General features: G+C 68.7%; 18 protein-coding genes and 1 riboswitch. Of the genes, 7 read left to right on the top strand and 11 right to left on the bottom strand.

The annotated features are described in order from the left end of the window. Positions 1 to 2: 2 nt before the first annotated feature. A complete protein-coding gene (gene gph / locus ACM2ZB_RS12545; RefSeq protein ID WP_416055676.1) occupies positions 3 to 674 on the top strand; it encodes a phosphoglycolate phosphatase in 672 nt (223 codons plus the stop codon). A 104-nt stretch (positions 675 to 778) separates the two neighbouring features. Here the strand turns inward: gph and btuB are convergent, their stop codons facing one another. Further along, positions 779 to 2,626, bottom strand: a complete 1,848-nt coding sequence (gene btuB, locus ACM2ZB_RS12540) for a TonB-dependent vitamin B12 receptor (protein WP_416055675.1) — start codon at positions 2,624 to 2,626, stop codon at positions 779 to 781. Positions 2,627 to 2,741: 115 nt separating this feature from the next. Beyond that, positions 2,742 to 2,965, bottom strand: a riboswitch (cobalamin riboswitch). Positions 2,966 to 3,130: 165 nt separating this feature from the next. On the opposite strand from btuB, the gene ACM2ZB_RS12535 reads away from it, so the two are divergent. Beyond that, a complete protein-coding gene (locus ACM2ZB_RS12535) occupies positions 3,131 to 3,709 on the top strand; it encodes a histidine phosphatase family protein (protein WP_416055674.1) in 579 nt (192 codons plus the stop codon). Between the two features lie 99 nt (positions 3,710 to 3,808). Here ACM2ZB_RS12535 and ACM2ZB_RS12530 read toward each other — a convergent pair whose 3' ends face one another. Both ACM2ZB_RS12530 and ACM2ZB_RS12525 read right to left on the bottom strand, forming a co-directional pair. After that, the gene (locus tag ACM2ZB_RS12530; protein WP_416055673.1) at positions 3,809 to 4,174 is read right to left on the bottom strand and encodes a TfoX/Sxy family protein; all 366 of its coding nucleotides are present in this window, start codon (positions 4,172 to 4,174) and stop codon (positions 3,809 to 3,811) included. After that, complete coding sequence (locus ACM2ZB_RS12525; RefSeq protein WP_313439103.1) at positions 4,171 to 4,653, bottom strand: GAF domain-containing protein; 483 nt, start codon at positions 4,651 to 4,653, stop codon at positions 4,171 to 4,173. The genes ACM2ZB_RS12530 and ACM2ZB_RS12525 overlap by 4 nt, the downstream gene beginning before the upstream one ends. A gap of 68 nt (positions 4,654 to 4,721) precedes the next feature. Here ACM2ZB_RS12525 and bioD point away from each other — a divergent pair, with 68 nt between their 5' ends. After that, positions 4,722 to 5,405 (top strand): dethiobiotin synthase, encoded by a 684-nt coding sequence (gene bioD / locus ACM2ZB_RS12520; protein WP_416055672.1) that lies wholly within the window; start codon positions 4,722 to 4,724, stop codon positions 5,403 to 5,405. Between the two features lie 78 nt (positions 5,406 to 5,483). Here bioD and ACM2ZB_RS12515 read toward each other — a convergent pair whose 3' ends face one another. From ACM2ZB_RS12515 to msrB, 4 genes are all read right to left on the bottom strand, one after another. Further along, positions 5,484 to 6,935: a PLP-dependent aminotransferase family protein gene (locus ACM2ZB_RS12515; protein WP_416055671.1), complete on the bottom strand. Its 1,452-nt coding sequence runs from the start codon at positions 6,933 to 6,935 to the stop codon at positions 5,484 to 5,486. 245 nt (positions 6,936 to 7,180) lie between these two features. After that, complete coding sequence (msrA, locus tag ACM2ZB_RS12510; RefSeq protein ID WP_416055670.1) at positions 7,181 to 7,918, bottom strand: peptide-methionine (S)-S-oxide reductase MsrA; 738 nt, start codon at positions 7,916 to 7,918, stop codon at positions 7,181 to 7,183. Positions 7,919 to 7,933: 15 nt separating this feature from the next. Then, on the bottom strand, positions 7,934 to 9,703 hold the full coding sequence (locus ACM2ZB_RS12505; protein WP_416055669.1) for a cytochrome c biogenesis protein DipZ: 1,770 nt from the start codon (positions 9,701 to 9,703) through the stop codon (positions 7,934 to 7,936). Between the two features lie 2 nt (positions 9,704 to 9,705). Then, the gene (gene msrB, locus ACM2ZB_RS12500) at positions 9,706 to 10,281 is read right to left on the bottom strand and encodes a peptide-methionine (R)-S-oxide reductase MsrB (RefSeq protein ID WP_416055668.1); all 576 of its coding nucleotides are present in this window, start codon (positions 10,279 to 10,281) and stop codon (positions 9,706 to 9,708) included. Between the two features lie 144 nt (positions 10,282 to 10,425). On the opposite strand from msrB, the gene ACM2ZB_RS12495 reads away from it, so the two are divergent. Together ACM2ZB_RS12495 and ACM2ZB_RS12490 are read left to right on the top strand one after the other, a co-directional pair. Beyond that, positions 10,426 to 11,145 carry a response regulator transcription factor gene (locus ACM2ZB_RS12495; RefSeq protein ID WP_416055667.1) on the top strand — a complete coding sequence of 240 codons (720 nt, stop codon included), beginning with the start codon at positions 10,426 to 10,428 and terminating at the stop codon, positions 11,143 to 11,145. Next, positions 11,142 to 12,614 carry an ATP-binding protein gene (locus tag ACM2ZB_RS12490; protein WP_416055666.1) on the top strand — a complete coding sequence of 491 codons (1,473 nt, stop codon included), beginning with the start codon at positions 11,142 to 11,144 and terminating at the stop codon, positions 12,612 to 12,614. The genes ACM2ZB_RS12495 and ACM2ZB_RS12490 overlap by 4 nt, the downstream gene beginning before the upstream one ends. Here the strand turns inward: ACM2ZB_RS12490 and ACM2ZB_RS12485 are convergent. Both ACM2ZB_RS12485 and ACM2ZB_RS12480 read right to left on the bottom strand, forming a co-directional pair. Next, on the bottom strand, positions 12,611 to 13,954 hold the full coding sequence (locus ACM2ZB_RS12485; protein WP_416055665.1) for an ATP-binding protein: 1,344 nt from the start codon (positions 13,952 to 13,954) through the stop codon (positions 12,611 to 12,613). The genes ACM2ZB_RS12490 and ACM2ZB_RS12485 overlap by 4 nt on opposite strands. Next, positions 13,951 to 14,640 (bottom strand): winged helix-turn-helix domain-containing protein, encoded by a 690-nt coding sequence (locus ACM2ZB_RS12480; RefSeq protein WP_416055664.1) that lies wholly within the window; start codon positions 14,638 to 14,640, stop codon positions 13,951 to 13,953. The genes ACM2ZB_RS12485 and ACM2ZB_RS12480 overlap by 4 nt, the downstream gene beginning before the upstream one ends. Positions 14,641 to 14,985: 345 nt before the next feature. On the opposite strand from ACM2ZB_RS12480, the gene asnB reads away from it, so the two are divergent. Then, positions 14,986 to 16,878 carry an asparagine synthase (glutamine-hydrolyzing) gene (asnB, locus tag ACM2ZB_RS12475; RefSeq protein ID WP_416055663.1) on the top strand — a complete coding sequence of 631 codons (1,893 nt, stop codon included), beginning with the start codon at positions 14,986 to 14,988 and terminating at the stop codon, positions 16,876 to 16,878. A 278-nt stretch (positions 16,879 to 17,156) separates the two neighbouring features. On the opposite strand, the gene ACM2ZB_RS12470 is transcribed toward asnB, so the two are convergent. Further along, positions 17,157 to 17,510 carry a phasin family protein gene (locus ACM2ZB_RS12470; RefSeq protein WP_313439071.1) on the bottom strand — a complete coding sequence of 118 codons (354 nt, stop codon included), beginning with the start codon at positions 17,508 to 17,510 and terminating at the stop codon, positions 17,157 to 17,159. A gap of 115 nt (positions 17,511 to 17,625) precedes the next feature. Next, positions 17,626 to 17,988, bottom strand: coding sequence for a 6-carboxytetrahydropterin synthase QueD (queD, locus tag ACM2ZB_RS12465; protein WP_049444904.1), 363 nt, complete (start codon positions 17,986 to 17,988; stop codon positions 17,626 to 17,628). Positions 17,989 to 18,176: 188 nt separating this feature from the next. Here queD and ACM2ZB_RS12460 point away from each other — a divergent pair, with 188 nt between their 5' ends. Further along, a complete protein-coding gene (locus ACM2ZB_RS12460; protein WP_416055662.1) occupies positions 18,177 to 20,816 on the top strand; it encodes a TonB-dependent receptor plug domain-containing protein in 2,640 nt (879 codons plus the stop codon). Positions 20,817 to 20,823: the final 7 nt, after the last annotated feature.

Raw genomic sequence — 20,823 nt, 5'->3', positions numbered from 1 at the left:
CTTTGTCGTATCCCTATCCGTTGGTTGTGTTCGATCTGGATGGCACGCTGGTGGACAGCGCCGCCGATATTGCCGAGGCGCTGAACCGCACGCTGGAAGACATCGGCCTGTCGCGCGTACCGGAAGCCACCGTGCTGGGCTGGATCGGTGATGGCGTGCGCCGGCTGGTGGAGCAGGCCGTGCACGCCGCGGGCCGCGAGGTGGATCTGGCCGCGGTGATGCCGACCTTCATGGTGCACTACCGTGAGTGCCTGCTGCGCAGCCCGCGCCTGTTCGAGGGCGTGCCCGAGGCACTGGCGCTGCTGCGCGCACACGGCGTGCCGCTGGCGATCTGCACCAACAAGCCCGCGGCACTGGTGCCGCCGCTGCTGCAGCATCTGGGCATCGCCGACGCATTCTCGCTGGTGCTGGGCGGGGACTCGCTGCCGCAGCGCAAACCCAGTGGCGAGCCGCTGCGGCACATCGCCGCGCACTTCGGCCAGGCCGTGGACGCCTGCCTGATGGTTGGTGATTCGCTCACCGATTACCGCGCCGCCGAAGACGCGGGCATGCCGATCGCGCTGGTGCGCTACGGCTATCCGCGCGGGCTGGACCTGGACAACGCGCACGCCGTAGCGGTCATCGACGACCTGCGTGACCTTCCCGGGCTGGCATCAGACATTCCGACGCCGTGATCCGCTCGCCGGGCATGGCCCGGCGCTACCGATGCGCCCCTGTAGAGCCGAGCCTGCGCTCGGCTCCACAGTAGATCGACGCCACGCGTCGATGCCGAGGACCGTTATCTCGGCTGGTAACGCACGCTCAGCTGGTACTCGCGGCCGGGCTGGTTGAACCACGCCACGGTCTCGTAGCGGCGGTCGAACACATTCGCCGCGCGCGCCAGCAGCGACCACGACGGGGTCAGCGCGTACTCCGCACGCAGGTCCAGCGTGCCGTAGCCACCCACCTTCACCGCGTTGCTGGCATCGTCGTAGCGCTTGCCCGCGCCCAGCACGGTCACGCCGGCGCGGAAATCACCGAAGCGGCGGTCCACGTCCAGGCGTGCGGTCTGCTGCGCACGGCGCGGCAGCCAGTTGTCGAACTGCGCGCTGCCATTGGTGCGGTTGCGCGGGTCGGTGAAGCTGAGCTGGCCGTTGATGTCGAAGCCGGCCAGCACCGCGCCTGCGGTCAGTTCGGCACCGCGGATACGCGCCTTTTCCACCTGCTGCATCATGAAGGTGGCCGCATCGTAGGTGATCAGGTCGTCGATGCGCGTTTCGTACACGTCCACGCCCCAATGCCAGCCCTGCCCGTGCTGGGACAGGCCGATGTTGGCGCTCTTCGACTTTTCCGGGTCCAGTGTCGGCACGCCGCTCCACGGGTCGTACAGATCGCTGAAGGTCGGCGCCTTGAACGCAGTGCCGTAGCTGGCATTCACACGCAGGCCATGGCCCAGTTCCATCGCCCAGCCCAGGCTGCCGGTGGCGTGGTTGCCGAACTGCTGGTTGTCGTCGTTGCGCGCGCTGACCTGCAGCTGGTGGCGGCCGAAGCGCCCCTGGTACTGCACGAACACGCCGGTGTTGCGGCGGCTGTCGACCAGATACCCCGCACTGCTGCCATCCAGGTTGTCCTGGCTCCAGTCCACGCCGGTGCTCAGCAGCTGGCCTTCGGCCAGGCCGATGTCGGCCTGCAGCGTGGCCGTGTCACGGTGGGTCTGCGCGCTGCCACGCGCGCCGAAATCACCGAAGTTGTCCGATTCGTTGTCGCTGCGGCCAACGTTGGCGGTGAAGGCCAGGCGCTCGGACGGGGTGTAGCGCACCTTGCCGGCCAGCACCTGCTGGCGCGTTTCCGAATAGTTGTAGTAGCCGTCGTAGTGGTTCTCGCCATCGGCGCGCAGCGCGCTGCCTTCCACGCTCCACTGGTCGCTGAAGGTGTAGCCGCCGCGCAGGCTCTTGGACAGGTTGCGGTAGCCATCGCGGTCGGGCTCATCGGCGAAGCAGCCGGCGGACAGCGCGGCCGAGCCACGGCAGGCATTGATGCCGTCGGTGTGCTGGTAGGCGATGTCGGCACCGAACCAGCCGTGTTCGCCGCTGCCACCGATGCCGCCGCTGGCTTCGCGCAGGCCGTTGCTGCCACCGCCAAGCTGGAAGTGCGGGCTGAACTCACCCTGGTTGCGGCGGGTGAAAATCTGGACCACGCCACCGATGGCGTCGGCGCCGTACAGGCTGGACTGCGGGCCGCGCACGATCTCCACGCGCTCGATCTGCGCCAGCGGCAGATCCTGGTACATGGCCAGGCCGAGATCGGCGCTGTTGATGCGCACGCCATCGACCAGCACCACGGTGTGCGACGAATTGGTGCCACGCAGGAACAGCGAGCTCTGCTTGCCCAGGCCGCCGGCATTGGTCAGGTTGATGCCGGCACGGCCGGCCAGCAGTTCCTGCAGCGAGGTGGCCTGGCTGGATTCGATCTGTGCACGGTCGATCACCTGCGCCGGGGCGATGCTGTCCTGCAGGGCGATGGGGGTGCGGGTGGCGGTCACCAGCACCTGGTCCAGCGCGGCGGTGTCATCGCTCGCCTGGGCATGGGCCAGGGCGGGTAGGGCGGCCAGCACGGCCAGGGACAGCATTCGGGACTGCAGCTTCATCGGGAGGACTCCGGGTGCCACGCACGCCCGCGTGGCGAAGGGGAGGAGCCGCGAAGGCAGGCATGCGCCGATGCCACGGCAGCGCCGCGGTCATCCAGCGCCATGCCCACCGCATCGCGACCTGAGGCTTCCGGGCCGGTCTCCGGGCTTGCCGCCGGGTGGCGCGAGGCCACCGTCCAGGCGCCTTCCCATGCACGCGGCACAGTGGCGGTGTTGCCTGGAACTGACGTGCTTACCGTTGCGGGGGCAGCGCCGGCCTGGCGTGCTGGCACGCGTCACCGGCTTCCCGTTTCAACCTGCCGGCCTTGGCCGCAGGTCACCTGGAAGTGCGCGCAGTCTACGGCATCCCCGCGGCCCCGTAGAGTCGAGCTTGCTCGACTGCCGTTGCCGCTTCTGCTCGACTGCCTTGGCTGTGCCTTTAGAATGGCCCTTCGATCCCGTGGTGCCGCTGCCGATGTCCCCCCGTTTTCTGCTGTTCCCGCGTTGCCTGCACAGGACGCACGCATGATCCTCGACCTGGTCCGCCATGCCGGCAACGGCCGCGATGAGTTCCTCGATGGCCGCAGCGATCCGCCGCAGCTGGCCCGCCTGCCGCAGGAACTGGTGGATGCCTACGCCGGGCAGGAATGGCAGCGGGTGATCAGTTCGCCGCGCCTGCGTTCACTGCATACGGCCATGGCCCTGGCCACCCCGCGTGGCCTGGACGTGGAGGCGGACGAGGAATGGGAAGAGCTGGATTTCGGTGATTGGGACGGGCAGTGGCTGTTCGACCTGCCGGAGGATGCGCTGGCGGCGTTCCATGCCGATCCGCACGCCTTCCCGCCGCCCAACGGTGAAAGCTGGGGCCACTTCGAACGCCGCATCGCGCGCGCGCTGGACCGCCTGCTGGATGATGACGACCCGGAGCCGACAGTCGTGGTCAGCCACGGTGGGCCGCTGCGCATGGTGCTTTCGCTGGTCTGCGGGCTGCCGCTGTCACTGTGCTGGGCGCTGCGCATCGACCATGGCACGCGCCTGCGGGTGCGACTGGAGCGCGGTGAAACCGGGCTGCTGGGCGAGCTGCTGGAACTGCAGCAGCCGTAACCGCGACCGCCGGGCATGGCCCGGCGCTACCAATCCCGCACAACCGCCGCACCGTGGTAGTGCCGGCCGCTGGCCGGCATTCCCCGCAATGCGGACGTTCTAATCCTCGTCTGAGCTCTCGGCGAAGCGGTCTTCTTCGCCGTCATCTGCGGCATCGAAGCGCTGCTCATGCACCGGGCCCGATGCCGGGCCGGCCGCCTTCAGCGGATGCGCGGCGATGCGTGCTTCGTAATCCTGCACCAGCGCTTCGCGCTGGGCTTCGGCCAGTTCCTGCCAGTGGCAGTCCAGCAGCGCGCCTTCCAGCGAGTAGAGCAGGTTCAGGCTGGGCTTGAAGCCGGCCCGCTTGACCTTGACGAAGGCCCCGACCGCGCCGACGGTGGCCAGGTCCTCGCGGCTGCGCAGGCCGACCTGACGCAGCCATGCTGCACTTTTCGGGCCGATGTTGCGCAGCTTCGGTGCGCTCATCCCAGCGCCTCGACGAACACCCGGGCGATGGCTTCCAGGCCGGCCTGGTCCTCGGCATCGAAGCGGCCCACCCTGGGGCTGTCGATGTCGAACACGCCGATCAGTTCATCACCGCGCAGCAGCGGCACCACCAGTTCCGAACGCGAGGCCGAATCGCAGGCGATGTGGCCGGGGAAGGCATCCACGTCTTCCACGCGCTGGGTCACGCGCTGGCTGGCGGCTGCGCCGCACACGCCCTTGTCCAGCGGAATGCGCACGCAGGCGGGCAGGCCCTGGAACGGGCCCACCACCAGTTCCTTGCCGTCGTACAGGTAGAAGCCCACCCAGTTCAGGTCGGGCAGGGCATGGTAGACCAGTGCCGAGAGGTTGGCCGCATTGGCGATGCGGTCGGACTCGTCGTAGACCAGGCCACGGGCCTGTTCCAGCAGCTGGGCGTATTGTTCCGGCTTGCTGCCGGTAAGCGAGGCGTTGGCGAACATGGCTGCAGTCTAGCAAGCGTGCCGGGCCGGTGATAATGCACGCTCTGTTGCCCTGCTGGAGCCCATCGATGCCGTTGCCTGCCACGCTGCCCCCGGCCCTGTTCGTGACCGGCACCGACACTGAGATCGGCAAGACCGCCGCCAGCACCGCGCTGCTGCACGCGTTGCGCCGGCGCGGGCTGCGCGCGGTGGGCATGAAGCCGGTGGCCAGCGGCAGCCAGGACCTGGGCCAGGGCCTGCGCAATGACGATGCGCTGGCCCTGCAGGCGGCCAGCTGGCCGGTCCCCGACTATGCCGATCTGAATCCCTATGCGCTGCGGCAGCCGCTGGCACCGGAACTGGCGGCCGCCGAAGACGGCGTACAGGTGGAACTGGCTCCCATCGTGGCCGCCTTCGAGCGCCTGCGCGCCAGCGCCGATGTGGTGGTGGTGGAGGGCGTGGGCGGCTGGCTGGCGCCGGTGTCGGCCACGCTGGACCAGCTGGACCTGGTGCGTGCGCTGCGCCTGCCGGTGCTGCTGGTGGTGGGCATGCGGCTGGGCTGCGTGAACCATGCGCGGCTGACCGCGCAGTCGCTGCAGGCCAGCGGCGTGGACTGCCTGGGCTGGATCGGCAACCACATCGACCCGGCCATGCAGCGCCAGGACGAGAACATCGCCACCCTGCAGCAGCGCCTGCCGATGCCGTGCTGGGGCCGGCTGCCCTACCTGCCGGGCGCGGAGGGTGAGCGACTCGCAGTGCACCTGCGCGATTGATCTGGTTCCTGTAGAGCCGAGCCCATGCTCGGCTCAGCATAGGATCCGCGTGAAACGCAGCCGAGCGCAGGCTCGGCTCTACAGGGCAGAGCGTGCAGTCAATTCCCGCGCGATCGCACCCAGCCGTTCCACCGCGCTGATGAAGCGTGCATCCAGCGCCTGGCAGCACGACAGCCGCAGGCAGTGCCGGTAGCGCGCGCCGCGCGAATAGACCTGGCCGGGCATGAACACGATGTCCTCTTCCAGCGCGCGCTCGAACAGTTCGCGGGTGTCCACCCCGGGCAGTTCCAGCCACAGCAGGAAGCCGCCCTGCGGTTCGGTGGCACGCGTGCCCACCGGGAAATGCTCGGCCACCAGCTGCCGCAGCCGACCCACCTGTTCGCGGTACAGGCGGCGCATGCGATGCAGGTGATGCTCGTAGCTGCCCGCTTCCAGGTAGGCCGCTACGGCATCGCCCAGCAGCTGCGGTTCGCCGCCGGTGGACTGGAATTTCAGCAGGGCGATGCGTTCGGCGAAGCGGCCGCCATCGAGCCAGCCGATGCGGTAGTCCGGTGCCAGTGTCTTGGAAAAGCCGCCGACCACCATCACCCAGCCGTCGCGATCGAATGCCTTCAGCAGCGGCGCGGGCGGTTCGCAGAACTGCAGTTCGGCATACACCGCATCCTCGATGAGCGGCAGCTGGCGTGCATTGACCAGTTCGGCCAGGCGCTGCTTGGTGGCCGTGGGCATGGTGCAGCCCAGCGGGTTATGCACGGTGGGCATCACCACCAGCGCGGCCAGCGGTGTGTGCTCCAGCAGCGCTTCCAGGGCGTCCACATCCAGCCCGTGCTGCGGGTGGGTGGGCAGTTCGATGGCCTGCAGGCCGAGATTGGCCAGCAGCGGGTACAGGTTGAAATAGGAGGGGGCTTCGATGCCGACGGCCGCACCCGGTTCGGTCACCGCGCGCAGGGCCAGCTGCAGCGCTTCCATCGCGCCGTGGGTCAACAGCAGGCGGTCGGCATGGGTATGCAGGCCCATCCGCGGGCCACGCCGCACGATCTGCGCCAGCAGGCGCGGCGAGCCGTTTGGGCGCGCATAGGTTTCCACGGTCTGCTGGCCATGCCGCAGTACCTGCGCGGTGTGCCGGGCCAGCTGGGCGCCGGGGTAGAACTGCCGCCCGCGTGGGCCGGCGAATGCCAGGTCGATCACTCCGGGGCGGCGCTGCGCGTCCAGCACACGGGCCATCAGCACCTGCTGCAACGGCGCGGTGGGCGCTGACGGCGCATCGCGCAGCGAGCGCTGCGGCACCGACAGGCGCGGGGCCACTTCGAAACCGGCCTTGGGCCGCGGCACGACCAGGCCGGCATCTTCCAGCTGCCGATAGGCCGCGATGACGGTGTTCAGGCTGAGCTGGCGCTGTGCGGCCATCTGCCGCAGCGAGGGCAGGCGGCTGCCCACCGGCAGGCGGCCGCCGTGAATGGCCTCGGCCAGTTCGTCGGACAGGCGCTGGTAGCGTGGCGGTGCCGACGGGGTGTGTGGATCTGTATCCATTGGATTGGCCTGCATCTGGTGCTGTACCCACGATGCGGTCGAGCCTAGCATGCGGCTGTCGGTGGGGCCTGATCGGGGCCTGGCCGGTACATTGCAAACGCACGGCCGCAGGGCCGTGCGTCTTTTTTTTTGTAGAGTCGAGCCATGCTCGACTGGGGCTTTGCCAGGATCCAGAAGTCGAGCATGGCTCGACTCTACAGGTGCAGCAGAGCAGCCGAGCGTGGGCTCGGCTCTACACAAGTGCATCAGCGCATCGGTACCAGCGATGCATCACGCCGGTACAGCGCCGGAAATTGTTTGCCCAGCCCGGCCAGCTTGGGGGCATCGTAGTAGCGGATGTACGCCGCCTGCGGATAGTTGGCCATGTAGTTCTGGTGATAGCTTTCGGCCGGGTAGAAGTGCTGGCCGCTGGCCACCTGGGTGACGATCGGTGCGCGGTAGCTGCCGGCCTGGCCCAACTGGCTGATATAGGCGCGGCTGGCGGCCAGTTGCCGGGCGTCATCGCTGAAGATGGCCGAGCGGTACTGGCTGCCGTGGTCCGGTCCCTGGCGGTTCAGCTGGGTGGGATCGTGTACCACCGAAAAGAACACCTGCATCAGCTGGCCGTAGCTGACCTGGCGGGGGTCGTACTCCACCTTCACCGCTTCGGCATGGCCGGTGCGCCCGCTGCTGACCCGCTCGTAGCGCGCATCCGCGGCACTGCCGCCGGCATACCCGGCCACCGCGTTGCTTACGCCCTTCACGTGCTGGAACACACCCTGCACGCCCCAGAAGCAGCCGCCGGCAAACACCACGCTGGCATGCGTGGCGTTGTCATTGAAGGCGGCCACGCCGCTCGGCGCCGGCAGTGCCTGCACCTGCGCGCTGGCATCCACCGGTGCCGCCACCGCGCCGTGGTCGACCAGCAGCACGCCGGCGATCAATGCAGTGGCGACCAGGCCGGCGACACCGGCGGCGATACCCTGTTCGAAGGAGAATTTCATCGTGCCCTCCTGCAATCAACCAAAGGTGAAGGCATAGGCCTGCACGCCCGCATCGAGGAATTCGATCTCGAAGCGGTGCGGGCCGACCGTGCCGCGCTGGCGCACCAGCTGGTACAGACGGTTTTCATTGACCACGCCCGTGCCGTCGGCACCCACATCACTGCCGGCATCGGCCGCTGGCAGTGGCTTGCCATCCAGCCAGACGCGGAAGCGCACGGGCGTGCCGTCCTGGGCAGGGGCCAGCACCAGGTGCAGGTCGCGGGCATGGAACTGGAAGGCGATGCGGCCACCGGCCTGCTGCAGCCGGGCCGCTTCGTCGGTGATCGTCCAGCGCCCGGACAGGCCCCACTGGTTCAAGGCCAAGCTGGACGGCAGCGTGTAGCCGAAGGCTGCATCGGTACGCTGCCCACCCGGCGATGCGAAGTGTTCGGCGCGTGCATGGCCCAGGTAGGTTTCCGGCGAACGCAGGTTGCCCATGTCGGCCTGCGTGGCCACGCCCTGCAGATCGGCCGCGGCAGGGTCGGCCGGTGGCGGCAGGTCGGTCTGGCCGGCTTCGGTCAGCAGGCGGCGGATCATCTGTTCCGAATGCGCGTAGTTGCCTTCGCCGAACTGATGGCCGCGGATGTTGCCCTGCGCATCCACGAAGTAGTGCGCCGGCCAGTAGTGGTTGTTGAACGCGCGCCAGATCGCGTACTGGTTGTCCAGCGCCACCGGGTAGTCGACCTTCAGCTGCTGCACTGCCTTCATGACATTGCGCGGGTCGCGTTCGAAGGCGAATTCCGGGGTGTGTACACCCAGCACCACCAGGCCATGATCGCGGTAGAGGCGTTCCCACTCGTGCACGAAGGGCATCGCGCGCAGGCAGTTGATGCAGGAATAGGTCCAGAAATCGACCAGCACCACCTTGCCGCGCAGTTGCTGGGCGGTGAGCGGCGGGCTGTTGAGCCAGCCAGTGGCACCGTCCAGCGATGGCAGGGTGCCTTCCACCGGCAACGGCGCATCGGCAGCCGCATTCGCGCCGGCCATCATCATCATCGGCGGCGCGGCCGGCTGCGCACCGGGCACCGCGTCCAGCAGGCTCTGTTCAATGCGCGCGGTGCTGACCGTGGACAGGCGGGTCAGCAGGCCGGTATCCCAGCCCAGGCCGATCGCCACCACCGCCAGCAGTGCGGCAACGCCCAGCACCTTGCGCAGCACGTCGCCCAGCCCCAGCCGGGCCTGCAGGGCGTTGAACACGCGGCCGCCGATCCACACCGCCAGCGCGAGCGCAGTGGCTGCACCCAGTGCGTAGGCCAGCAGCAGCGCGCTGGTGCCGACGCTGGCGCCATGCAGCGCAGCACCGGTCAGCACCAGGCCGAGGATCGGCCCGGCGCACGGCGCCCACAGCAGGCCGGTGGCGATGCCGATCAGCAGTGAGGTCCACGCGCCGCCACGGCCGGCATCATCGGCGGCATCGGCGCGTGCACTCAGCCGCGCACCCACGCGCTGGAACGGTGCCAGCAGATGGTCGGCCAGGCGCGGCCAGAGCAGGGCCAGGGCGAACACCGCCATCAACACCAGGGCCACCCAGCGGCCGATCTGGTTGGCCTGCGCCACCCATTGGCTGCCCACGGCGGCCAGGCTGGCCACCGCGGCGAAGGTCAGCGCCATGCCCAGCAGCAGCGGCAGCGTGCTGCGTACGAAGGAGCGGTTGGCCCGCGCGAACACGAAGGGCAGCACCGGCAGGATGCACGGGCTGAGCAGGGTCAGTACGCCGCCCAGGTAGGCCAGCAGCAACAGCAGCATCATCAGGCTCCAGAAGTGGGGGAAGAACCGAGCGGCACGCGCCAGCCACCGTTGCTGTCCTGCTGTGCCGCACCGGGCTGGAACAGCAGGGCGGCACCGTTCATGCAGTAGCGCAGGCCGGTCGGGCGTGGGCCATCGTTGAAGACATGGCCGAGGTGGCCGCCACAGCGGCTGCAGTGCGCTTCCACCCGCAGCATGCCGAAGGTGGTATCGCGGTCTTCACCGACGGCACCGTGCAGCGGCGCCCAGAAGCTGGGCCAGCCGGTGCCGCTCTCGAACTTGGTGGATGAGGAGAACAACGGCAGCTGGCAGCCGGCGCAGGTGAACGTGCCCTGCCGGTGTTCTTTGTTCAGCGGGCTGCTGCCGGCGCGTTCGGTGGCCTGCTGGCGCAGGACCGCGTACTGCGCCGGGGTCAGCAGGCGCCGCCACTCGGCGTCGCTGCGCATCAGTGGGAACTGTCGTGCCGGGGCTGTTTCGGCGGCGGCCGTTGCGGCGCGGCTGCAGGCGCCCAGGCCGAGCACGCCGGCGGCGGTGGCGATTCCACCCAGGCCCAGCAGGTGGCGGCGGGTGAGGGGCATGGCGGACTCCGGGAAGGGGCGACGCGGCCATGCTGCGCCTGCCCGGGTCAACGAATCCTCACGCAGGATTCAATTTTTCGTGAGGTATCGGCGGCCATCCCGCGCCACAATGCAGGCAGCCTCCCCACTGGCCCCGAGCTGCCGATGTCCGCCAAACGCGTCCTGATCGTCGAAGACGATGCCCATATCGCCGACCTGCTGCGCATGCACCTGGCCGATGAAGGCTACGACGTGGTCCATGCCGGCACGGGTGATGGCGGTCTGCGCCTGCTGGAACAGGACGGCCCATGGGATGCGCTGGTGCTGGACGTGATGCTGCCCGGCGTGGATGGCCTGCAGATCTGCCAGCGTGCACGGGCGATGGCGCGCTACGTGCCGATCATCATCATCAGCGCGCGCGGCAGTGAAACCCAACGCATCGTCGGCCTGGAACTGGGTGCCGATGACTATCTGGCCAAGCCGTTCTCGATGCCCGAACTGGTGGCGCGCGTACGCGCGCTGCTGCGCCGTGCCGAAGCGATGGCACAGAACGCACGCATCGATGCCGGCGCGGTGGAAGTGGGCGGCCTGCGGCTGGACCCGGTGGCGCGCACCGCCGCGGTCGATGGCAACGCACTGGATCTGACCCCGCGCGAATTCGACCTGCTGCTGTTCTTCGCCCGCCACCACGACCAGGTGTTCGCGCGGATGGAGCTGCTCAACCAGGTCTGGGGCTACCAGCACGATGGCTACGAGCACACGGTGAACACCCACATCAACCGCCTGCGCAGCAAGATCGAGCTCGATCCGGCCAACCCGCGCCGGCTGCTGACGGTGTGGGGGCGCGGCTACAAGCTGGTCGATCCGGCCGGGGCGGCGGCATGATCAAGCCCAATCTGTGGCAGAAGCTGGCGCTGGTGATGTCGGCGCTGATGCTGCTGTGCTGCATGGCCCTGCTGGCCTGGCAGATGCGCGCCAACACCCGCCACGAACAGGAAGTGGTGCAGCGGCTGTCGCTGGGCCTGGCCGAGCACATTGCCCAGCGCAGCGAGCTGATGGATACCAGCGGCATGCGCGATGCGGCGGTGCGTGCGCTGTTCGGCCAGCTGATGGCGGTCAACCCCAGCGTGGAGGTTTACCTGCTGGACGACCAGGGCCGCATCCTCGGCCACGATGCACCCAGTGGCCACCTGCTGCGCGACCGCGTGGACGTGGCGCCGCTGCGCCGGCTGCTGGCCGGTGCGCCGCTGCCTATCCTGGGCGATGACCCGCGCAGCCGTGATGGTCGCAAGGTGTTCAGCGTGGCCCCACTGGTGGTGCAGGGCCGCCAGGCCGGCTACGTGTACGTGGTGCTGGTGGGCGAACACCGGCAGATGCTGGCCGACGACCTGGCCGCCAGCAACCAGTGGAACACCACCCTGTGGTCGATCCTGGCGGTGGGCGGGCTGGGCCTGCTGGCCGGCCTGTTCGCGTTCTACTGGGTGACCCGCCCGCTGCGCCAGCTGACCCGGCGCATCCAGGCGTTCGACATCGATGCGCCCACGCCACTGCCCGAGCCCGTGCCGCTGCGCAGCGGCGAGCGCGACGAACTGAAGATCCTCGAACACGCCCACGCGCAGATGGCTCAGCGGCTGGGCGAGCAATGGCAGCAGCTGCGCCAGCAGGACCTGCAGCGGCGCGAACTGGTGGCCAACATTTCCCACGACCTGCGCACGCCGCTGTCCTCGCTGCATGGCTATCTGGAAACGCTGGCGCTGAAGGAAGCCACCCTGTCGGTGGATGAGCGCCGCCGCTACCTGGGAATTGCCCTGGCGCAGAGCGCGAAGGTCGGCCGCCTGGCCCGTGCGCTGTTCGAGCTGGCCAGGCTGGAACATGGCGAAGTGCGGCTGGAGTGGGAAGTGTTCGCCCTGCCGGAACTGCTGCAGGACGTGCTGCAGAAATTCGAACTGGCCGCGCAGGCGCGGGGCCAGCACCTGCATGCCGATTTCCCGCCGGGCCTGCCACTAGTGCGCGCCGACCTGGGCCTGGTCGAACGCGTGCTGACCAACCTGCTCGACAACGCCCTGCGCCATGCGCCCGAGGGCGGGCAGGTGCAGGTGCGCCTGCGGGCCATCGAAGGCAGCGTGGAAGTGAGCGTGGCCGATGATGGCCCCGGCGTGGCCCCGGCGCTGCGTGCGCAGCTGTTCCAGGCGCCGGCGGCGCTGGGTGCACGGCGCGGCGAGAACGGGGGCCTGGGCCTGCTGATCGTGCAGCGCATCGTGCAGCTGCATGGCCGCCGCATCGAACTGCGGCACAGCGATGCCGGCGCACTGTTCGTGTTCACCCTGCCACGGGCGGACAGCGAAACGGCCTAGGGCGACTCGGCCGGCGGCGTGCCGCCGCCTTCCATCGGCAGGACCAGGCGGATGCAGGCACCGCCCAGGGCCGAATCGGCCACCTCCACATGGCCGCCGTGCTTGTCGGCCACCACCTGTACCAGGGCCAGCCCCAGGCCGAAGCCCGGGCTGGCCGGATCCAGCCGCACGTAGGGCTGCAGGACCTGGCCGCGCAGCTCGGCGGCGATGCCCGGGCCGTCATCCTCCACCTGCACGCACAGCCAGCCGGCGTTGAGCGAGCTGCCGATGCGCACCTGCCGCCGTGCATAGCGCAGGGCATTGCCCAGCAGGTTGCGCAGCGCCAGTTCCAGCATGTGCCGGTTGACGTTGACCAGGCCGGCCGGTGACAGCTCCTGCTGCACCGGAATCGGCAACGGTGCGAACTGGGCCACCACGCCGCGCACCAGCGCCGCCAGCTGCAGGCGCTGGCGTGCCACCTGCTGGCAGCGGCCAAGCGCCGCGTATTCCACGCCCGCATCGGTCAGGTGCTGCAGGCGGTCGACATCGGTGCGCAGGCCGGCGACCGCATCCCGCTGGGCATCGTCCAGCCCGGCATCTTCCAGGTCGGCCAGGCCGAAGCGCATGCGCGCCAGCGGCGTGCGCACTTCGTGGGCCACGGCCTGGGCCAGCACGCGCTGGCTTTCCAGCAGCTGCTGCAGCTGCTCGGCCATGTGGTTGAAGGCCTGGGCCAGGGGCCGCACCAGCGCGGTACCGGCCCGCGGGGCGCGGCTGTCCAGCTGCCCATCGCGCATGCGCCGCGCGGTCTGCGCCAGCTGTGAAACATCGCGCCACAGCCGGTACACCATCACGTACATCGGCAGGGCCACGGCCACCATCAGGATCAGCAGCAGGATCGCCACGCCGGACACATCGCTGTCCTGCCAGCTGTCATCGGGCAGGGCCTGGTCCAACGGGCCCAGCACCACCGCCGAGGTGCTGTTGCCGATGCGCTGCACGCTGAGCACATGTTCCACATCGATCTGCACACGCCCCTTGTACAGCCCCACGTGCTGGCTGGGCGGCAGCCGTGCGGCCGCTTCGGCCAGCGGCTGCAGGCGCAGCGGATAGGCGAAATCGGCATCGAGCTGGCGCGCCAGCGCCGGCCATTGCGCCGCTGGGGTGCTGGCGAAGCGATGCTGCAGCAGGGCATGGGTGCCGCGCATTTCCGCCTGCAGGCCCGCTTCGGTACGGTCTTCCAGCAGGGCATCCCAGGCCCACAGGCCCAGCACGATCAGCAGCAGGTGGGCGACCAGGAAGCCGATGCCATAGCGCAGGAAGTGGAAGGCGTGGCCGCGCATCGCCGATGGGGTGCGTTTCATCCCCATGCCGAACGGCTGAACAGGTAGCCGCGGCCGCGTACGGTCTTGATCCGTTCGGGCTGTTCCGGGTTGTCGCCCAGTTTGCGGCGCAGGCGCGAGATGCGCGCATCCACCGAGCGGTCCAGGCCGTCGAAGGCGATCCCGCGCAGGCCGCGCAGCAGCGCGTCGCGGTCGAGGATCTGGCCGGCGTTGCTGGCCAGCAGGAACAGCAGGTCGAATTCGGCGGTGGTCAGTTCCAGCAGGCGGCCCTGCAGGTGCACGTTGCGGGTGGAGGGATCGATGCTCAGTTCGCCGAAGCGCAGGGCGCCATCACGCGGCTCCACCCGGCGGTGGCGGCGCAGGTGCGCGCGCAGGCGGGCCAGCAGTACCCGCGGTTCGATCGGCTTGCCGATGTAGTCGTCGGCGCCCAGTTCCAGCCCCAGCACCTGGTCGATGTTGTCGGTGCGGGCGGTCAGCACGCAGATGATGCCGTCGTAGTGGGGCCGCACCTGCCGACACACTTCGAAACCATCCTGGCCCGGCAGGCCGACATCGAGCAGCACCAGGGCCGGCTTTTCGGTGAGGATGGTCGACACCGCGTGTTCGCCGCAGCGCTCGTGGATGACCTGGTAGCCGTGCCGCTGCAGGTAGTCGCTGACCATCGTGCCCAGCCGGGCGTCGTCTTCGACCAGTACGATATCCAGCATCTGCAAGGGCTCCGTGGGTTCGGCCGTACCTCGGTGGCACGAGCGCGGGGATGCTATCGCAGCCTTCGGTCACCCCGGGGGGGCGGTCCGGCGCCATTCAGCCGGGGTTGGCGGGCGGGGACCCGGCCTGCCAACGCTGGCAATGACTTGCCCGCAGCAGGGGGGGGCGGCCTGTTACAAAACGTTACGCAAGGCCCGCCTGCGGTGACGCGCGCTGACAGCAATGCGACTGACGTGGCGGGGGCGGGCGCCGAGCATGGACGCTCACCCCAACCGCGTGCCGCCCATCATGCCGTCCGCCCCTTTCGCACTGCCCACCCGCTGCTGCCCCCGCGGGGAGCGCCCATGAGTGGCGTGGTCGGCGCCTGGTTGCCGCCTGCCGACGATGAGCAGCTGCTGCAGCAGATGGCGCCCATGCTGCGCGCGCTGCAGCAGCGCGGGCGCGGCCGCATCGGCTATTGGACCGACGCCGATGCAGGGCTGGCGCTGGGCCACTGTCGTGCCCCCAGTGACATGCCGCAGCAGCCGTTGCGTTCGGCGTGCGGCCGCTACGTGCTGTGCCTGGACGGGCGCATCTACAACCGCAGTGCGTTGCAGCCGCAGCTGCAGGACCTGCCGCGCAACTGCACCGATGCCCACCTGCTGCTGCAGGCCATCGTGCAGTGGGGCGTGGAGCGGGCGCTGTCGCGGGTGGAAGGTGCCTTCGCTTTCAGCGTGTGGGACCGCCACGCGCATGCGCTGTGGCTCGCCCGCGACCGGGTGGGCGAGCGGCCGCTGTACTACGGCTGGCAGCAGGGCCGTTTCCTGTTCGCCTCGGAACTGAAGGCCCTGCAGGCCTACGCCGGCTTCTCGCCGGGCATCGACCAGGATGCGCTCAGCCTGCTGCTGCGCCACGACTACGTTCCGGCACCGCATACGATCTATCGCGGCATCTACAAGCTGGTGGCCGGTGCCCTGCTGCGCGTCGATCTGCAGGACCATGCCGCAGGCGACTCGGCGCAGGCGCGCAGCGGTGGCAGCCGCTACTGGTGCGCACGCGATGCCATGCAGGAGGCGCTGCAGCAGCCCCTGGACCCGGCGCCGACACTGGAACAGGCTACCGACCAGCTGGAAGCGGTACTGCAGAACGCCATCGCCACGCGCATGCACTCGCCGCTGGCCTGCGGTGCCTTCCTGTCCGGCGGCACCGATTCATCGCTGGTGACGGCGATGATGCAGGCGCAGTCGGCGCTGCCGATCGAGGCGTGGACGGTGGGGTTCGACGATCCAGGCCACGATGAAAGCGCGTGGGCCTCGCAGGTGGCGCGCCACCTGGGCGTGCAGCACCACCTGCACAGGATGGACAGCCGGCAGGCGCTGGAACTGCTGCAGCGCCTGCCCCAGGTGTGGTGCGAACCGTTTGCCGATGCCTCGCAGCTGCCGACCCTGCTGGCAAGCGAACTGCTGGGCGCGCGCAAGCCGGTGGCCCTGACCGGTGATGGCGGCGACGAATTGTTCTTCGGCCACCCCAGCTACGGCCGCGCACTGCGCAATGCGCGCCTGTGTGGTGGCCTGCCGGACTGGGTGCGCGACCTGGCCCGCCGTGGTGGCGGCCGGCTGGATGCCGAGCGCGGCCGGCTGGGCGGATGGCGGGCGCTGGTGGCCGAAGTGGCGGCCAACGATGTGGAAGGCCATTACCTGCAGCGGGTCACGCGCTGGCGGCAGCCGAGCCGGGTGGTGCTGGGCGCGCGCGAACCGGCCACCCTGTTCCAGCAGCAGGATGACGCGCTGCCGGCCGAGGCCCGGATCCAGTTGCTGGATTTCCGCATGGACCTGGCCGAGGGCATCCTGGCCAAGGTCGACCGCGCTGGCATGGCGGCCGGGGTGGAAACCCGCGCGCCGCTGCTGGACATGAATGTGGTGCGGCTGGCCTGGCGCCTGCCGCAGCAGCTGAAGTACCACGACGGTGAGCACAAGCGCATCCTCAAGCACCTGCTGGCGCGCTATCTGCCGGCACCGCTGGTGTACCGGCCCAAGCGCGGCTTCGGCCCGCCGATGGCGCGCTGGCTGGCCGGGCCACTGCGCGACTGGGCCGAAGCGCTGCTGGCGCCGGATCTGCTGCGCAACCAGGGATGCTTCGATCCGGTGCGCGTACGCGCGATCTGGGAGGCGTTCCTGCGTGGCGAGCGCAAGTGGCACACGCATCTGTGGAACGTGCTGATGTTCCAGGCCTGGTACCAGCACTGGCACCGGCGGTAAGAGGGCGGATCGATGCCCGCGGCCCGCCGGGCATGGCCCCCGTGAGGCGTAGATCCACGCCATGCGTGGATGTGTTTCGCGGGGACCGCACATCACCAGTAGATCCACGCCATGCGTGGATGCACTTCACCGGGACCGCACCTCACCAGTAGATCCACGCCATGCGTGGATACGCTTCACCGGAATCGCAGGCAAAAAAAGACCCGGCAGAGGGAGGGATCTGCCGGGTCCGGGATTGCACGGGGGGAGGGACCCATGCAATGAGCGTGGGCGTGACGTCAGTGGCTGTTGCCGGTGGCGTCCGCCGGAGTCTGGTTGTGGCCCTGGACCAGGTCGGACCAGGCGCGGCCGGCCTGCAGGCCCAGATCGACCACGTCCTGCTGGGCCTGGCCCAGCCGCTGCAGGTTGTCCTGCCACAGCTGCGCGCCCTTGGGCAGCAACCCGGCCGGATCTTCGCTGCGGGCCAGTTCGCCCAGCCAGCCGCCGGTTGCGGTCAGGTTGCGTTCCATCGCCTTCAGCTGAACGCCGAACATGCTCTCGGCGTTTTCCAGCGCCAATCGGTTTGCACGCGTTGCCGCGGCCGCCAGCTGGCGGGTGGCATCACTGAAACGATCGGCGAAGGCGGCGGCCATGGCGGCATCGAAAGCGGTTGATGCAATGCAGCATACGCCGATCATGCCGCAATGCAACAAAAATCACGAAGGCGCCGATGGCGCCTTCGAAATGCTTTTCAGATCAATGGCTTGATCAGGCGGCCGGGCCGCGGTAACGGCAGCCCGAGGTGCAGGTTTCGTGCACGGTGATCTCGCTCAGCGCAGGCAGGCTGGGCTTGAGCTCGTTCCAGATCCACACCGCCAGGTTCTCGCTGGTGGGGTTTTCCAGGCCGGGAATGTCGTTCAGATAGTGGTGGTCCAGGCGGTCGTAGATCGGCTGGAAGGCGGCTTTGACGTCGCCGAAATCCATGATCCAGCCGGTCTGCGCACCCGGCTCGCCCTCCACCTTCAGTTCCACCCGGAACGAGTGGCCGTGCAGGCGCGCGCACTTGTGGCCCGGCGGCACGTTGGGCAGGCGGTGGGCCGCCTCGAGCATGAAGACTTTGAAGATTTCCATGGCGCGATTGTACGCCGGAGCCGTTGCCGCGACCGTCCCGGATGTTCGCTTTCCGTAAATCAATTCTTTTCATCCGGATGAAGAGATGTTAGCTTCTCTTATATCCGTATGAAGAGATGTTATTGGTCGCGCCCGACCTGGCATGGATTACTGCGGAACTTACGTCGTCCACTACCCCCCACATCGTCATGCCCCAGCACACCCTGCTCGTGGCGGCCCTGGCCGTCGCTCTGGCCGCGCCTTTGTCTGCCGCCGCCGAAACCTCCGCCGATGCCAATGGCGAAGCCAGCACCCTGGCTGCAGTGCGCGTCACCGGTTCCAACATCAAGCGCACCGATACCGAAGCCTCCAACCCGGTGCAGGTGATCGGCCGTCAGCAGCTGGAACAGACCGGCAAGGCCACCGTGGCCGACGTGCTGCGTTCGATCTCGGCCAACACCGGCAACGCCAGCAACGAAACCACCAACAACGGCTGGGCCTCCGGTTCGGCCGGCATCGGCCTGCGCGGTCTTTCGCAGAAGAACACGCTGGTGCTGCTCAACGGCCGCCGCCTGGCCAACTACGGCTTCCCGGCCGGCGGCCTGTCCGACACCTTCGTCGATCTCAACGCGCTGCCGCTGGTGGCCGTCGAGCGCATCGAAGTGCTCAAGGACGGCGCCTCGGCCGTGTACGGTTCCGACGCGGTGGCCGGCGTGGTCAACATCATCACCCGGCAGAACTTCGAAGGCGCCGAGATCGGCGGCAGCTTCGGCGGTGCCGACCAGGGCGGCCTGCACGAGCAGAACCTGAAGTTCGTCGGCGGCCTGGGCGACCTGGACACCGATGGCTACAACATCCTCTTCAGCCTGCAGGGCTACAACCGCGAGCGCCTGGACCAGGACGAGCGCAACCTGACCAAGAGCGGCATCTACAGCGATCAGCCCGGCGGCCGCTGGAACGGCTGGTCGGCCAAGGGCGCGCGCTACCTGGTCAACGGTGTGTCGGTGCCGATGCTGGATGCGAACGGCAACTGCCCCACCGGCACCACCCGCGTCGCCAGCGCGCCCATCGACGGCCTGGCCGGCGATACCTGCGGCTTCAACCAGGCGCCGTACACCACCCTGATTCCCTCGACCAAGCGCTACCAGGCCTATGCCAACGGCACCTTCCGCCTGGGCGAGAACGTCGAAGCCTTCGGCGAAGTGCTGTACAGCCAGATCAAGAGCGCTGCCTGGTTCGGCAGCAGCCCGTTCTTCACCCTGGAAAGCGGCCGCTTCGCGCTGAATGCACAAACCGGCCTGGCCGAGCCGGTGTCCTCCAACCTGCCGGCCAGCAGCCCCTACAACCCCTATGGCCGCGCGGTGCCGATCGAATACACCTTCTTCGACCTGGGCGGCACCATCAAGACCAACCGCTCCACCGCCTACCGCGGTGTATTCGGCATCCGCGGCAGCACCGCCGCCTGGGATTGGGAAGTTGCCGCGTTCGGCGCGCGCAGCAGCGAGCGCGAAACCGTGTCCGGTGGCTTCGCCAACCGCTGGGCGCTGGCCGATGCGCTGGCCAGTGGCAGCTACAACCTGCTCAATCCGTCGGCCACCCCGCAGTCGGTCATCGATGCGATCAACATCTCCACCCTGCGTCCGGCCGAATCGGTGCTGCAGGGCGTGGACGCGAAGATCTCCGGCACCCTGGGCCGCACCTGGGCCGGTGATATCGGCTTCGCCGCCGGTGCCGAATGGCGCCGCGAGAAGCTCGATTCCAACAACCCCTGGCAGATCGATGCCGGCCTGCAGGTGCGCCCGGCCATCGCCGAAGTGCACGGCGAGCGCAAGGTCAGCGCCGCCTATGCCGAAGTGAACGTGCCGCTGGCCTCGACCCTGGAACTGTCCGCAGCCGCGCGTGCCGACCACTACGACGACTTCGGCGATGCGTTCTCGCCCAAGCTCGGCCTGCGCTGGCAGCCGCTGGATTTCCTGCTGGTGCGCGCCTCGGCGTCGAAGGGCTTCCGTGCACCGTCGCTGTCGGAAAATTCCAACAGCACCAGCATCGCCTACGGCAGCGTGGTCGACCCGCGTGATCCGGACGTGCCGGGCTCGCGGCAGAACCCGACCTTCTTCACCGTCGGCAACAGCGACCTGAAGCCCGAACGCACCAAGAGCGTGAACTTCGGCGTGGTGCTCTCGCCCTGGGCCAACACCAACCTGAGCGTGGACTACTACCGCATCCAGCTGGACAACCTGGTCGGCACCAACAACACCCAGACCCTGGTCAACGACAACGTGGCCGGTGCGGTGCAGCGTGACGAGCGCGGCAAGCTGCAGGCGGTCTACAACCGCTACCAGAACCTGAGCGAGCTGAAGACCTCCGGCATCGACGTGGAACTGCGCCAGCGCATCCCGACCCCCGCGCTGGGCGACTTCACGCTCACCTCGGCCTATACCCACGTGCGCGACTACCGCCGCCCGACCGTGGTCGGTGGCCCGCTGGTGGACTACGCCGGCAGCAACCTCGGCGCCACCCTGCCGAAGAACAAGGCGACCACCACGCTGGACTGGACCTACAGCGACTTCACCGCAGCGGTCACCTGGTACTACACCAGCGGCTACGACCAGAAGGCCAGCACCGCTGCTGCCGCCGTGCAGGACCGCGTCGATGCGTACAACCAGTTCGATCTGTACCTGGCTTACGCAGGTATCGACAAGCTGACCGTGTACGCCAAGGTGCAGAACCTGGGCGACAAGACGCCGCCGTACGACGCTTCGTTCCCGGGCATCCGCGCGCCGTACGACTTCAGCCAGTACGACCTGCGCGGTCGCTACTTCACGCTGGGCTTCGATTACCGCTTCTGATGCCACC

The sequence above is a fragment of the Stenotrophomonas maltophilia genome (assembly GCF_047782825.1).
Classification (GTDB): Bacteria; Pseudomonadota; Gammaproteobacteria; order Xanthomonadales; family Xanthomonadaceae; genus Stenotrophomonas.
This window is presented reverse-complemented; position numbering and strand designations above follow the sequence as displayed.